Origin of the sequence: Flavobacterium sp., from assembly GCF_028689845.1 — a bacterium.
Taxonomy (GTDB): domain Bacteria; phylum Bacteroidota; class Bacteroidia; order Flavobacteriales; family Flavobacteriaceae; genus Flavobacterium.
In genome coordinates, this window is record NZ_JAQVCH010000006.1 from 49,043 (window position 1) to 64,172 (window position 15,130).

The window sequence follows — 15,130 nt, forward strand, 5'->3', positions numbered from 1 at the left end:
ATATGCCACAGATAATTAGTTTGTATTCAGGGTGTGGTGGTTTGGATTTAGGATTTAAAAGTGCAGGTTTTAAAACGGTTCTTGCAACTGATGTATGGGATGTTGCTTGTGAAACCATAAAAAAAAATAACTTATCAGATTTGGTAATAAATGATGATATAAGAAACATTGATTTTAAGGAATACAACGGTAAAGTTGTAGGTGTTATTGGTGGTCCTCCTTGTCCTCCATTTAGTCAGGCAAGGCATTATCTTCAAGATAAAAAGAAAGGATTTGAAGATGAGAAAGCTGGATTTGCTGTTCCAGAATATTTTAGGGTTATAAAAGAAGTGAATCCGAAATTTTTCTTATTCGAAAATGTTGATGGATTTATGTACAAAACTCATCAAGACGCTTTAGATTATTTAGAAAGCGAATCTGACCAACTTGGATATAATGTTACATATAAAGTTGTCAATTCAGCAAATTATGGTGTACCGCAAACTCGAAAAAGGTTTATTTGTGTAGGAGTAAAAAAAGAATTACCAAAATTCGAATTCCCTCTTGAAACGCATTGTGATCCAGAAAAGAAACAGCAAGGTAAAAGTAATTGGGTTACTTGTGGTGATGTTATTAGTGATTTTGATAATATTAATGAAGAAGAATTAGAACAAAAACCTGGTTCAAAGCATCATAGTTTAATGAAAGATATTCCTCCTGGCGAGAACTATCTTTTTTATACAGAAAAAAAAGGGCATCCAAAACCATTATTTGAATGGAAGTCGAGATATTGGACTTTTTTATTGAAATTAACACCTGATAGACCTTCTTGGACTATACAAGCGAGTTTTTCAAATAATCAAGGTCCTTTCCATTGGAAAAATAGATTTTTGAGAATTGAAGAGATAAAAAGAATTCAAACAATAGATGATAATTACAAATTAGAAGGCAATTTTAAAGAGCAGTGGAGACAAGTAGGCAATGCTGTTCCTTCAAAACTAGCCGAAATATTCGCAAATAAAATAAAGACCGATTATGAGATATGAATTAAATTTAGAATCACAAATTGTTCAATATGATGGTGCTGTTCAGTCAATTGCAGACAAGAAAGCTATCTTAACACAACTCTTTTCACAAGGTGTATATGAATGTACATCCATAAGTAATGATGGTTGCGAATGGACAATTGAATATCGTAATACCGTTAATAATATACAAAAAAACATTGTTGTTTATTATGGTAACATCAGAAATGAGGAGAGAAACGATAGGGAGAAAAAAATCCAATTAAATGGTAAAGACCCAAGAGCAAATCCAAATTTAAGTATTATTTTAGGAGTGTATTGCTATGAAACAAATGATGTTTTAGAGAATCTTGTTTTTGCAGGATGGAATATTGATCCTGATACAAATTATCCGGGAAACCCAAGTATAAGAGGTTTGAATATAGATTCGTTACAGAAAGCAAGATTTAATGGTTTGTATAAACATAATTTTAAAAATAATTATGTGTGTACTTTTAGACCTGAATACATTTTTTATTACATAGAAAATATCCAATCAATACATAATTCATCGGATGATGTTATAACTCCAACAGTATCAACAAGCTCACAAGATGTAAACAACGTAATATATTACGGTTCACCCGGAACAGGAAAATCTCATAGAGCAGACATTGAAACTAATGGTAAAGAAGTACAAAAAGTAACTTTTCATCCTGATTATGATTACCACTCATTTGTAGGAGGTTATAAGCCTACAATGGACGGAGATAAAATTGCTTACAAATTTGTACCTCAAATCTTCACTAAAATTTATGTTGATGCTTGGAAAAATTTAGTTTCTACTGATGAAACGAAACCTTTCTACTTGCAAATAGAAGAAATCAACAGAGGAAATTGTGCTGAAATATTCGGAGATTTATTTCAATTATTAGATAGAGACAAAGATGGTTTTAGTAAATATGAAGTTACTGCTGAAGAAGAACTTTGTAAGTATTTATTAAGTGAAAAAGGATTTGGAGGAAATCATCCAGGAATTGAAAATGGTAAACTTCGTTTCCCAAACAATTTAAAAATAATTGCAACAATGAATACTTCTGACCAATCATTATTTCCGATGGATAGTGCATTTAAAAGAAGATGGGATTGGATATATGTTCCAATAGATTACAACTGTTCTTCTTCTGATTTTATAATAAAATTGGATAATAAGAGAGGATATAGTTGGTTAGAATTTCTAAAAATAATCAATGAAGAAATATTTGAAATTACTAAAAGCCAAGACAAGCAAATAGGAAATTGGTTTATTGATGCTCAAAATTCTGGAAAAGTAATTTCAGAAAGCACCTTTGTAAACAAAGTTATTTTCTACTTGTGGAATGATGTTTTTAAAGATGAAGAAAATACTATTTTCAAGTCAGCCGATGGCAAGAACCTAACCTATACAAGCTTTTTTGAGAATGGTACTTCAAATAATTTAGTTAGTTATATTCTTGAAGAACGATTAAAATTAATTGATGTAAATACAGCAGAACCAACTACAACAGAAGAAGAGTAATGAGAATATTTATTGAAGGAGAATCTTATGCTGCAGACATTCTAAAACCCATTTTTGGCGATAAATTTTATATGCCCAATGGTGTTAATGGAATTATTGATAATGTGGGTTATTACCATAGTATCGATAATGAAGTAATTTATTTACTACCAAAAGTGTTTATTGATACAAAAGGTTTAATCTTAAATAAATATCCTAAAGATTTATTTGCTGAAAATAGTATTGATGATGTAATAGAATCTCAAGATGAATTAAACTGGTTAAAACGGTTTCTAATAATTTTCTACAAAGGATTAATTGAATATAGAATAAGATATAAAAACACCATTCAATCAAAAGGCGATGTATTGCAATTAAGTTCTTCTTTAGGCGAAAATGAATACTCGTTTTTGGATATTGTTTTAAGCTTTGTAAACTTTCATAAGAAGAATAAAAACACAATTCTATTCATTCATAAAAAGCAAATTTCAGCAAAGCATAAAAAAGTTAATTGGGGTAAAACAGTTAGAAAATCAAATCCCTTTGTTACCAATGAGGGAATACCTATTTATTCTGAACTCAATGTAAAGAAAAAATATATCGATACAGAGGAAGAATTGTTATGTATGTTTTATTCGGTTTTAAATCATTTAAAGACAGAATATAATTTCAGCATACAAATTGATGAATCTTATACAATTGCCAAAGGAAGTGCTTATGAAAAATTAGCTGCCAATGCTCCAAAAATATTAAAGAAGATACGCTACAAATACTTTTCAGATACATTAGTAAAAATGTATAAATTATTGGAATTGTATTTTTCAAAATCAAATAAAGTTTCAATTCAGAATAAGAATGAAGATTTTATTATGGTCAAGTATTATCATTTGATATTTGAGGATATGATTGATAAGCTGATAACGTCGAAAATCGATACCAAAGAAACAAGCAAAGGAGTTTCGCTTAAAAAGTTGAAAGAAAATAAAGATGGTAAAATTATTGACCATTTGTTTGAGTACGATTCTTTAATAGATCGTGACGAAAGTATTTTTTACATTGGAGATTCAAAGTATTATAAAACTAATAATGAAGTTCAAGAGAACTCCATCTATAAGCAATTTACTTATGCCAAGAATGTAATTCAATTCAATATCGATTTATTGAATGAGGGCAAAAAAATCAACAATAACATTCGATACAGGGATAAAGTTACTGAAGGATATAATATTACTCCAAACTTCTTTATTCAAGGCGTAGTAACGGATATTTTTAATTTTGACGATGATAAACTTGCAATCGATTTTGATAAGGGAATTAAACATTCTTATCATTTTAAGGAAAGGATTTTTGATAGAGATTCCTTGTTCGTCAATCACTATTCAATAAATTTTCTTTTTGTTTTAAAATCCTATACCAATAAAAGTTCTTTTGAATTAGAGAAATACAGAATTGAAATTCATAAGAAATTCAGAGCCAATTTTGTTTCCTATTTAAAAAAGCAAAACTTGTTTAAATTCTATCACACAGAATTTGAAAGTAAACAATTATTGAAGCAATTTATAGATACAGAATTTAGAAACTTAACAGGTAGAGTTTATATTTCAAAATCAAATGATAAACGTTTAATACTTGCTGTAAATGGTTCTGATATTGAGTTAAAAGAATATTTTAATGATTGGTATGATACATCAGAAAGAAAGAGGTTTATTTTTTACGCATCAAGGAGTTATGGTAACATTATTTTCTCAGAAATGGAATTAAAATAATTCATAAAATGATTAAATTAATTATGTAAAGAAAATCAAACTAATATTTACAATAAGTTTACAAATTATAAATTATGGCAAAGCAATTAGAAATATTTGATTTATTTAATCAACCCGAGTATTTTATTTTTTCTGAACTATTCCCCGATACAGAATCAGACGAAATAGAGTATAAATCAGCTCACGGTGGTTTTCCTCACGACTTTTGGAAAACGTATTCAGCTTTTGCAAATACAGGTGGTGGTGTAATTGTATTAGGGGTAAAAGAAAAAAACAATCAATTTTCTTTTGATGGTTTAGAAGAAGAATTAATCGTAAAATATCAAAAAGAGTTTTGGAATGGTGCTAACAATCCTAGTACAATTTCTAAAAATCTGCTAAAAAATGAAGATGTAAAGCAATATGTTGTTGAAGGTAAAAAAATAATTGCGTTTAATATTCCGCCAGCTGATAGAAACTCTAAACCAATTTACTTAACAACAAATCCATTTAAAAACACTTACAAAAGAAACTATGAAGGCGATTACACTTGTAAAGATGAGGAAGTAAGAAGAATGTTAGCAGATGCAGATTTATCATTCAGTCCTGATAGCAGAATACTAGAAAATTACTCATTAGATGATATTGATTTACCTTCATTAAAACAATTTAGACAACTATTTGCTTCTTTAAAACCAACCCATACTTGGTTGACATTAGAAGATATTCCATTTTTAGAGCAATTAGGAGGGTACAGAAAAGATAGAAAAACAAAAAAAGAAGGTTTTACTATTGCAGGTATGGTTATGTTTGGTAAGTATTTAAGTATTACTGATGAAGAATGTTGTCCTAAATTTTTCCCTGATTTTAGAGAATTACTTGCGGAAAATGATGACACTCGCTGGTCAGATAGGATTTATCCTGATGGTACTTGGGAATGTAATTTATTTCAGTTTTACAAGTTGGTTTATCCAAAACTTATATCAAGATTACCAAAACCATTTCAACTTATAAAAGGACAAAGACAAGATGAAACGCCTGCACATACTGCTTTAAGAGAAGCTTTTGTTAATGCTTTAATACATTCTGACTACAGTGCTCCAGGTAGTATAATTATTGAATGCAGAGCAGAATCTTTTACGTTTACCAATCCAGGTACATTATTAGTTACTTTATCACAGTTTTATAATGGTGGAATAAGTCAATGTAGAAATACAAACATTCAAAAGATGTTTTTAATGATAGGTAGTGCTGAAAAAGCAGGTAGTGGTGTAAGTAAAATAATTTCAGGTTGGGTATCTGCCCATTGGAGAAGACCTTATGTTTCTATTGCCACTGAACCTGATAGAGTTATCCTTGAAATGCCAATGTTTAGTGTGATTCCAGAAAACACATTATCAGAATTAAAAAAACTTTTTGGTGAATCTGTTGAAGCATTAGGTAAAGATGAATTAGCAGCTTTAGCAGTTTGTCATATTGAAGGAGATGTAACTAATTCTAAATTACAATATAACATTGACAAGCATAAATCTGATATAACTAAACTGTTACAAGATTTATGTAAAAATGGTTATTTAGTATCAGAAAATAAAAGTCGATGGACTACTTATCACCTTAATACTGATTTTAATTCAAACTCGCATTATTCTAAAAATGATGATAGCTTAAATGATGATAGCTCAAATAATGCAAGCTCAACTAAATTAATGTCAGATAAGGATTTAGTTAACTCGTCAAAAGATTCAAAAACAAATGATGATAGCTCAAATGATGATAGCTCAATTATTAAAACAATAACGAAATTACAATCAGAAATTATAGAAGCTTGTTCTGGTGAATATATTTCAATAGAAGAAATTGCAGAAAAAGTTCAACGTTCAAATAGTCATTTAAAAAATAAAATTGTACCTGAAATGGTAAAAGCAGGCTTATTAATTCGATTACACACAAAAATAACTCATCCTGATCAAAAGTACATTTCAAAGAAATAAATTTATATTACCTCATTCATCTGCACAAAAATTGCTCCTAGTCCAAGTATTCCTAGCATCAATTATTTGTTTGCTTCATTTCGTTAATAATTATTCAATCAATTTTAAATAAATTAAAATAATCTCAATTGATATGGTACATTATATTTTGTACAATATTTTATTCTAAATTCATTCCAATCATTGCACTCAATCATTAAATCTATTGCTTGATTAATAAATATCTCCAAATTCATTCTTGATTCTGTAGTTAGATGTTGATGATGTTTATTTTTTCTTATACCTGGCAATATATATGGATTTATTATTCTTAGTAATGGTAATACTTCATTAGAAAATCTGTAATAAATAATTTCATTTGTATATCTACCAACTTTCCATTTTTTATGCGAAATAGGATTTTCATATGGCCAAGAATTTAATCTGTAAATCTGTTGATAGTATTCCTGTTTAAATATTACCTTGTAATCGGATGGTTCTCTTAAAATTTGATTGTCTAAATGCTTTACTTTCCAAATGTCCTCAATTGAAGATAATAATCTTCTTTTTTCATTTTCTGCATCAAGCTCTTTGTCAGAGAACTTATCTTTAACTAAAGACTCTGTCTGTTCTAGTATAAATCTTTTTAAAGATTCGTTGTTTTTGGTTTCTTGTAATTGCTTTTGCTTAAGCAATTCATCATCTGAGATAATTGTCTTCTTCATTTTATTAACTGTAAATTGTATTTCTAATTTTTTTTATATGGTCTGAAAATGAAGTACCATTTTCAAAGTCATGTTGTAACTTAGACTTTAATTTCTTAATGTCTGGATTGTGTTTTTTTGCTCTTCCCCATGCGTATTTATCTGTTTTAGGTGCATCATAGGCATTAAAAACATACACAAAACTAGGATCTATATTATTATTTAAAGCGTAACTTCTGACTAGATTATCATTATTAATAAATAATGAAGATTCAATAGTCTTAGATTTAGAAAATAAATATTCACGTGCAAAGTCATCAGCAGCTTTTTCTAATGGTGATATACTATCTAATCCTAATTCTTTTGAAATATGTGGATCAGAAATTTTTATATCTTCCCAATCAAAAAGGACATGATAAAGTTCATGAATCAACCCAAACCATAAAGTTGGGTAGAAACCAACATAATCAGTTAAAGCGATACATGGTTTATCATTAATTGTAAAAGTAGCACCTCTAACATGGACTGATGGGAAAGAAGGCACAATAACAACTGTAATTCCAATATTAAAAAGTTGCTTTATTACTTTGATTAAACCATTTTCAACATCCATTGATTGCCATCTTATACTTGGGAAATATTCAATCAAATTTTCTCTGTTGTAAATATTTGGGTTTCTTAGCTCTATACATTTCTGCTCAGCTAAATATATCCAATTATTTAAACTACAATTACTTTTAGCACGTTTTCCTGCACTAAAGGCTATACTTATATTAGGTTCTTTATATTCAAAAATAGACCTTAAGCCAAAGTAATTGCAAATTGAATTATTAATCTCGGTGTAATTAGTTAAAGTTTTTATAAGCCCAACTTTTCGTAATTCTGCTAAATCAAACTTTTCATTAATAAATTTCACTAAATCACCAGAAACTATATCATTTAAACCAATCGCATGAACCTCTTGTACTTTTTCTAAATATAAATTAACAACTTCATCTAATTGTATACCTAGAAAATTAGATAATTTAACAAGTTGTGTATAGTCTATCATTTTCTGTTCTCCGGTAATGATACCATCTAAACTTCTAGCAGACATTCCCATAATGTTTAATGCTGTTGTTTTAGGTATTTCAAGGCTTTCTAATCGGTTTAAAAAAAGCTCACTTAATGATTCCTTAACCTTTACTGGTTTAGGTTCAAAAAGTCTTTTTAGTATTTCGTCGCTATCGTGACTATTGTATTGCATAAGATGTATCAATGTTTATACAAAAATAAGTTATATATCCTTATAAAACAAGGGTTTTTTAAAATAAAATGTATCAATACAATCTTTTTTTTGTTAAGTAATGTCTTTGATGCAATACTCCCTAATTATTGTTTTTAAAGTTTATCAATTAAAATCATTACAAAGTATATGATAAAATAAAATACAACATAAAACAGCAATTACGATTATCGACATAACCATAAATAAAAAAATAGGAACGCTATCGCTGACCTTTTTGCACCCACCCAACCCAACGCTCTGCCAACGCTCTAGTGGTTTTCTCCCAACGCCATAAGCACTTGTTTTTTCCCCAGCTGTGCAAAGCATTTTTTGCCTGTTTTATCTTTCCAACCCAATCGCGCATAAAACAGGCAAAAAAAGCCCTGCACTTTCCCAACGCTCGAAAAACAAAAGCTTCCCAACGCTAAAAACCACTCCCAAGCTATTTTACATAATGAAGGCAACATTATAGTTCAAAAAAAAGCGTTAATATTTTCGATGGTTTTTTTTTAGAACTATAATTTCATTATGTAAAATATCCGCTCAGCCAACGCTCCCACCCAAAAGCGGTAAAGTATTTGCATTGTTTTTTGAAGATGCCATTACGTTTTTAAACAACATTTCTATTAGGTAAAAAATATCCATTCCAAAAGAAAAATCAGGCATCCTCAAAAATCAAATTTGCCCACAAGAGTATCGTTTTTTATTTGCCAGAAGAGTAGTAGTAAATTGCTTTTAAGCTGTCTTGATGCTAACCAATACTAAACAACAATTCCATAAAGAGAGAAAACAAATTTTCAACAGAACCTATGAAGCATCAAGCCAACAATAAAAGCAATCAGAAAAACTCGTTAAGCAAATAAAAAACGATATCCTTGTTTCGCTTCTGCCCACGCACTAGGTAAGTTCAGTTGGGGAAATCTTCCATTTCCCCAAACCCCTATGGATGCAATTTTTTTTAAAATAATGCTAGAAATTTTTCACTCCGATTGACGAATAGCGGTAGGCATTATTTCAAAAAAAACAGCTCAAATTGAAGCTTATCCGAATGTTGGTTTTTGAATGGAAAGTTTAGGGCTTCCTTGCGATTATGGAATGGATAAAAAAACGATTATTCTTTTTTAGTTTGATTGGTGGTTATTCCGTACTTATTTGCACCATAACTCCCATATAAGTCCGCATTATAGACAAATTAGTGCAAAATAAAAAACCCACTCTTTCGAATGGGTTTACTTTGCAACATTGCAGACTTTGCAAACTTGCAAACTGATGGTCTTTTTAGAATACTTCTTGAACTTTCATTGCGTTACCTGCATTGAATAAGTAGTAATTTCCGCTAACTTCTTGATAAAATTCGATACCAACACAACCCAATACAGCAATATTTGAAGTTAAGGTTGGAGAACCTGGCAAAGAAGCAGTAATATCAATTAAAGAAGTTACAGCATTAACAGGAGTATAAGCAGAATAAGCAATATCTGATAACTCATTTAAGATTGGTTCAGCTGGTTCATAAGCACTAGTAGCAGGATTATAAACAAAATCTGAAACAGCAGCTAAAGCGTTGATAATTCTAAAATGCGTTGCACCTGATGGAACATTTAAAAAACTTAAAGGATTAAAAGCAGGTAATGATAATGTACTTTCATTTCTATCAACTGTTGCAGTCAATGTAAATGGAGCACTAAGAATACCATTAAAAGAAATGTTTTTATTAAAATCCAATCCTTTCAAATATTGAGGTTGCTGCGAAATCAGAATAGCTCTTTGTCCTCTGGCTTCTGAACCATCTTCAATATTTATTTTTTTCATAATAGCAGTTAATCTACCTGTAAATTGACTATCAGTCATTTGTTTCATTAAAGCTGATAAAGCAATTCTAACAGATTTTCCTGCCATTGCACATGCTGCAAATTCAGACATGTTTTCACGAGTACGAACAAAACCAGGTGCAGTTTTAACTTGTTCTGCTGTTGGTCCTCCTTTTAATCCAGCAAAGTAACCTGTGTTACCTTTAATTTTAAAATGTCGAACTTCTCCAAGAGTTCCAACATACTTTACATGACCTTTTTGTCTTGCCATTTTTTTAAATTTTAAATTAATATTATTTCAAAAATTTTACTTAAATTTAACACGTAAAACATTGACAAACAACATATTAAATAAAGCAATGTGAAGCATTTTAACGCTAACGAAATAACAATCAAAAAAAACCTTCTTAAAATTATAAAGTTTGTTGATGGTGATGGTATTATTTTAGAAGATATTATTTCAAAAAAAGAATTTGAAGTTAGATTTTTAGGTATAGATGCACCCGAAATTAATTATTGTAAAAAGATAAAACAAGATGAAAAAGAGTTACAACTTCCAGCTGCACTATTAATAAAATTGGGTTATTTATCATTTAACTTTTTAAAAGATCAAGTTAATTTGGGCGAATATTGCACATTAGTACAGGAGCAAAATAATTTAGTTGATAAATATGGTAGACATTTAGGCTATCTTATTTTAAATGATGGTAGAGTTTTAAACGAAATTATGATAAAAGAGGGCTATGCAAAGCCATATAACGAGGTTTTCTGTGAAATGCTTCCAATGTATCAAGAGTGGAATTTACAAGCTAAAAACAGCTTAAAAGGATTATATTCTTTAGTGAATAAATTTTAAAATGATTGTAGACTAAATGTGGACTAAAACTACAAATAAAAAACCCTAACTTACTGACTAACAGTGGTTAGGGTTTTAATTAAGCGGAGAAAGAGGGATTTGTAACACCTCTTTCAAGCCTTTAATTATAAGGCTTTATAACTTATTCAAAATGAGTGCACCGAATTGTGCACCTTTAAATTTAAATCAATTTATTACTTGTATTGATAGTATCAAAATTAATGAATTGTAATTAAAATACCAATTAAATAGTTCAATATTTAGTACTGTTTGCTTGAAATTTATCCAATAATTAAAGGCTCTACTTGTTCATATTTTAAGCTAGTGTACTGGCAGAACTCTTCTATGCTCACAAACTCATTTTCAAGCTTTGAGAGGTCTTTTCTAATCTTTTGCAACAATCTTATGCTTTGACGGTAGGACTTGCCTGTAATGCGTTGTATGTCCTTTGGGTAGATGCATATGCGTTTGGGTTCTGTTCTCATACTTTATCCTTGGTTATGACTTGGCTTTGAGTAGTCTTTGGGTTGGACTTGGGTTTACTTTTCAAAATTTAAAGTTACTGAAAAATATGTTTCCATTTATGGGTGCAATTTACTTCAATTTTGATGGTGTTTTAAGTGTCATTTGTGTTGATATGTGACATTTATACCATTGATTGTCATATGGTATAGCTTCGTAGTGTGAATTTTTAGTTTAAGTGTAATATTTGCCTTGAAATCAATCGAAAGGGTGGCAACCGAATGTGGATTGAGGGAGTGTGAAATTGATTTTTGAACTTAAATTTTTGACATTATGGCTAGACAGAAAGGCATAATTAAATTAAAAGGTACTATCGGGGATATTACCTTTTACAAAACCCAAGACGGACACTTAGCGAGAGAAAAAGGCGGTATTGACGCTAGTAGAATCAAGAGTGATCCTGCGTTTCAGAGAACGCGTGAGAATGGGGCTGAATTTGGCCGTGCAGGTGCTGCCGGAAAGATTCTTAGAACTTCTTTGAGAGCATTGCTTTTAAATTCTGCTGATAGTAGAATGGTGAGCAGACTTACTCAAAGAATGGTGAAAGTTATCCAAGCGGATTTGGTTAGCGAAAGAGGTTTGCGGAATGTAATTGATGGTGAGGCGGAATTACTTGCTGGATTCGAGTTTAACATTCGTGGAAAGCTTGGAACAAGCTTGTATGCACCTTTTGCGGGAGCAATTGACCGAGTAACGGGAGAAATCTCTGTTTCATTGGCTCCGTTTGTTCCAGCAAACATGATTGCAGCACCAACTGGAACGACTCACTTTAAAATCATTTCTGCGGGAGCAGAAGTAGATTTTGAAGCTGAAACGTTTGTGGTGGAAAACTCTGAAACTGCTATTTTACCATGGGATGCAGCTCCAACAGTTGCCATCAACCAGGTGAATACTGTTACACCTAACAGTACCAAACCTTTGTTTTTGGCTCTTGGATTAGAGTTCTATCAAGAGGTGAATGGGCAAATGTATCCGTTGAAAAATGGAGCGTTTAATCCACTTTCTTTGGTGCAGGTAAGCGGTCTGTAATCAGTAGTTAGAATTTAAAATCATCGAATTTAAGTATGGTTTTGCTTTTAACTAGAACTTATTTCCCTGAAGGAACAAATGGCAAACTCGAATGTGAGGGTCAATTGATTAGTTATACAATCGAATTACCTTGGAAGAATAATGAAAGGCGAGTTTCCTGTATTCCTGAAGGGGAATATTTTATAGAGAAGCGGTACAGTCAGAAGTTCAAATGGCATTTGCATGTGCTTGGAGTAGACAACAGAAGTTTGATTTTGTTTCATCCTGCTAATAATGCGTTAAAAGAATTAAATGGTTGTATTGCACCGGTAACGAAGTTATCGGGTCCAGGTTTAGGATTGTTATCGCGAAAAGCTTTTGAGAAACTAAAAGATCAAGTTTATAAAGCTTTAGATAGAAAAGAGTCTGTTTTATTGATTGTTCAATCGACCTACCAGAAGTAGGTTTTAATACTTAGCCTTATGAATATAGCTAAACGAGCGAAAGCTCCCACCCCTAAGTTTTTCAAGATTTTGCGTACCATTGGATTGGCTTTATTGGGCATTAGTGGTTCAGTTATGGCTGCACCAGTAGCTTTGCCTTCCGCTGTGGTAACCGCTGCAGGATATATAGCTGTTGCCGGAGGTGTGATGTCGGCAGTAAGTCAAGTTACTGTTGATGATTCTGCTAAAAAAGAAGCGGAAGAAGAAAACACCACCCAAGAGGATAAACCAGATGGCTAATTTTGACAATACGTTATCGTTGAAGATTGGCACTGCAGGCGGGACTTTGTTAAGCATGGCTCCGAATATTGCCTCTGTTGATATCTTGCGAACGATTATTCTGGCCATTATTGGTGCAATTGTTAGTTTTTTTGTAACCTTGCTACTGAAATGGATGACAAAATCTAAAGAAAAATAAATTTGGTTTTGATTGGTAACCTTTACCGAATTATGAGAAAGCCTAGTCGTATAGCATCGGTTTTTTTGTTTTATAAAGTGTGATTTTGTAAAAATTTTCGTCTCAGTTTACTTTAAAAAAAAATAGTTTTATGAACTAAAATAGCAATTCGTTATTTCTTTTCGGCTGTTAAGCGTACAATTTCTACAATTACTTCTACTGCTTTTTGCATACTTTCTACGGGAACATATTCATATTTTCCGTGAAAATTATGACCACCAGCAAAAATATTCGGACAAGGCAAACCTTTGTAAGACAATTGACAACCATCGGTTCCTCCACGAATGGGTTTAATAATTGGTTTGATGTCTAAGTTTTTCATGGCTTGTTCTGCAATTTCAACAATATGAAAAACGGGCTTTACCTTTTCTTTCATATTATAATATTGATCTTTCATTTCAATAAGGGCAATATCTTCACCAAATTGTTTTTGATATTTTTTATTGAATTTTGCCGTTAAATCATGTAAAAAATCTTTTCTTTTTGCAAATAATTTTTTGTTGTGATCACGAACAATTAAGGAAACTGTACTTTCTTCTATACTTCCCGTTATTCCCGTTACATGAAAAAAGCCTTCATAGCCTTTGGTAAGTTCGGGCACTTCTTTTTTAGGTAACTTCGAAATAAATTTAGCTGCTAAAAGCATAGAATTTATCATTTTTCCTTTAGCATAGCCAGGATGAACGCTTTTTCCTTTAAACGTTATTTTGGCACCAGCCGCATTGAAATTTTCATATTCTAATTCGCCAATTTGACTGCCATCCATTGTATATGCCCAATCTGCACCAAATTTTTCAACATCAAAATGATGAGCTCCACGACCAATTTCTTCATCAGGAGTAAAACCTACTCGAATTTTTCCGTGTTTAATTTCAGGATGTTGAATTAAATATTCCATTGCAGTGACAATCTCCGTAATTCCTGCTTTGTCATCGGCACCCAATAAAGTGGTTCCGTCTGTAGTTATCAGTGTTTGTCCTTTATATTGAAGTAAATCTTTAAAATAATGAGGAGATAAAATAATATTTTCTGCTGCGTTCAACACAATATCATTTCCGTCATAATTTTCAATAATTTGCGGTTTCACATTTGCACCAGTAAAATCGGGCGTTGTATCATAATGCGATACAAATCCAACCACAGGAACCTCATGTTCCACATTACTTGCTAAGGTCGCCATAACGTAACCATTTTTGTCAATGGTAACGTCTTCCATACCAATTGATTTGAGTTCTTTCACTAAGTTTTTGGCTAAAACCAGTTGTTTTTTTGAACTTGGCGTCGTATCAGAATTTGGATCTGATTCGGTATCAATGGTCACATAACTAATAAATCGGTCAATAATATGTTGCATAATGTTGTGTTTTATTTGATAATATTTTTCAAGACTACTTTTGATTGGTAATTTAAAACTTCTAGCGTTATTGGGATTTGTTTTTCAGTTTTTCCTTCGATAATATATAATTTTGCACCACCTTCTTTGATATTACTTTTACCAAAATCAACATCGCCATAAAGCAAAGTATTTTTAATATCAATAGTATCTATCCATGTTTCTGCCAAAACTTCGGATGATTTTTCAGAATAATGAAAAGGCTTACTACGGATGTCTTTAAGCACACGACAATTTGGAAAATAGCAAAACGTAACGTCTCTCGCTTTTGCTTTTGCACCTAAAAAATAGATTAGAAAAATAACGCCAAGAAGCAATCCGAAAAGAAAAAAAGCAAAACGCTGATAGAACTTCATTTGAAAATGGTTTAACAA

The 15,130-nt window shown here is 31.1% G+C and carries 14 protein-coding genes; 9 read left to right on the forward strand and 5 right to left on the reverse strand.

Going from position 1 to position 15,130, the window contains the following annotated elements:
* The first annotated feature begins 2 nt into the window (after window positions 1-2).
* The 4 genes from PHR76_RS03995 (at window position 3) to PHR76_RS04010 (ending at window position 6,256) form a co-directional block, all read left to right on the forward strand.
* Window positions 3-1,025, forward strand: coding sequence for a DNA cytosine methyltransferase (locus PHR76_RS03995; RefSeq protein WP_300058798.1), 1,023 nt, complete (start codon window positions 3-5; stop codon window positions 1,023-1,025).
* On the forward strand, window positions 1,015-2,541 hold the full coding sequence (locus PHR76_RS04000) for an AAA family ATPase (RefSeq protein ID WP_300058800.1): 1,527 nt from the start codon (window positions 1,015-1,017) through the stop codon (window positions 2,539-2,541). Before PHR76_RS03995 ends, PHR76_RS04000 begins: the two co-directional genes overlap by 11 nt.
* Window positions 2,541-4,286 carry a hypothetical protein gene (locus PHR76_RS04005; protein ID WP_300058802.1) on the forward strand — a complete coding sequence of 582 codons (1,746 nt, stop codon included), beginning with the start codon at window positions 2,541-2,543 and terminating at the stop codon, window positions 4,284-4,286. The genes PHR76_RS04000 and PHR76_RS04005 overlap by 1 nt, the downstream gene beginning before the upstream one ends.
* Before the next feature lie 74 nt (window positions 4,287-4,360).
* The gene (locus PHR76_RS04010) at window positions 4,361-6,256 is read left to right on the forward strand and encodes an RNA-binding domain-containing protein (protein WP_300058804.1); all 1,896 of its coding nucleotides are present in this window, start codon (window positions 4,361-4,363) and stop codon (window positions 6,254-6,256) included.
* Between the two features lie 113 nt (window positions 6,257-6,369).
* Here PHR76_RS04010 and PHR76_RS04015 read toward each other — a convergent pair whose 3' ends face one another.
* The 3 genes from PHR76_RS04015 to PHR76_RS04025 form a co-directional block, all read right to left on the reverse strand.
* On the reverse strand, window positions 6,370-6,960 hold the full coding sequence (locus PHR76_RS04015) for a P63C domain-containing protein (protein ID WP_300058806.1): 591 nt from the start codon (window positions 6,958-6,960) through the stop codon (window positions 6,370-6,372).
* Between the two features lie 4 nt (window positions 6,961-6,964).
* Window positions 6,965-8,185: a hypothetical protein gene (locus PHR76_RS04020; protein ID WP_300058808.1), complete on the reverse strand. Its 1,221-nt coding sequence runs from the start codon at window positions 8,183-8,185 to the stop codon at window positions 6,965-6,967.
* A 1,299-nt stretch (window positions 8,186-9,484) separates the two neighbouring features.
* Window positions 9,485-10,288: a hypothetical protein gene (locus PHR76_RS04025; protein ID WP_300058811.1), complete on the reverse strand. Its 804-nt coding sequence runs from the start codon at window positions 10,286-10,288 to the stop codon at window positions 9,485-9,487.
* Between the two features lie 90 nt (window positions 10,289-10,378).
* On the opposite strand from PHR76_RS04025, the gene PHR76_RS04030 reads away from it, so the two are divergent.
* The 5 genes from PHR76_RS04030 to PHR76_RS04055 all read left to right on the forward strand — a co-directional run bounded on the left by PHR76_RS04030 (window position 10,379) and on the right by PHR76_RS04055 (window position 13,324).
* Window positions 10,379-10,873: a thermonuclease family protein gene (locus PHR76_RS04030; RefSeq protein WP_300058813.1), complete on the forward strand. Its 495-nt coding sequence runs from the start codon at window positions 10,379-10,381 to the stop codon at window positions 10,871-10,873.
* Between the two features lie 795 nt (window positions 10,874-11,668).
* Window positions 11,669-12,424 (forward strand): hypothetical protein, encoded by a 756-nt coding sequence (locus tag PHR76_RS04040; RefSeq protein WP_300058817.1) that lies wholly within the window; start codon window positions 11,669-11,671, stop codon window positions 12,422-12,424.
* Between the two features lie 35 nt (window positions 12,425-12,459).
* On the forward strand, window positions 12,460-12,867 hold the full coding sequence (locus PHR76_RS04045; protein WP_300058819.1) for a DUF5675 family protein: 408 nt from the start codon (window positions 12,460-12,462) through the stop codon (window positions 12,865-12,867).
* A gap of 18 nt (window positions 12,868-12,885) precedes the next feature.
* Window positions 12,886-13,146: a hypothetical protein gene (locus PHR76_RS04050; RefSeq protein WP_300058821.1), complete on the forward strand. Its 261-nt coding sequence runs from the start codon at window positions 12,886-12,888 to the stop codon at window positions 13,144-13,146.
* On the forward strand, window positions 13,139-13,324 hold the full coding sequence (locus tag PHR76_RS04055) for a hypothetical protein (RefSeq protein WP_300058823.1): 186 nt from the start codon (window positions 13,139-13,141) through the stop codon (window positions 13,322-13,324). Before PHR76_RS04050 ends, PHR76_RS04055 begins: the two co-directional genes overlap by 8 nt.
* 151 nt (window positions 13,325-13,475) lie before the next feature.
* On the opposite strand, the gene pepT is transcribed toward PHR76_RS04055, so the two are convergent.
* The gene (gene pepT, locus PHR76_RS04060) at window positions 13,476-14,717 is read right to left on the reverse strand and encodes a peptidase T (RefSeq protein WP_300058825.1); all 1,242 of its coding nucleotides are present in this window, start codon (window positions 14,715-14,717) and stop codon (window positions 13,476-13,478) included.
* Window positions 14,718-14,728: 11 nt separating this feature from the next.
* On the reverse strand, window positions 14,729-15,112 hold the full coding sequence (locus tag PHR76_RS04065) for a DUF4258 domain-containing protein (RefSeq protein WP_300058827.1): 384 nt from the start codon (window positions 15,110-15,112) through the stop codon (window positions 14,729-14,731).
* Between the last annotated feature and the right edge of the window lie 18 nt (window positions 15,113-15,130).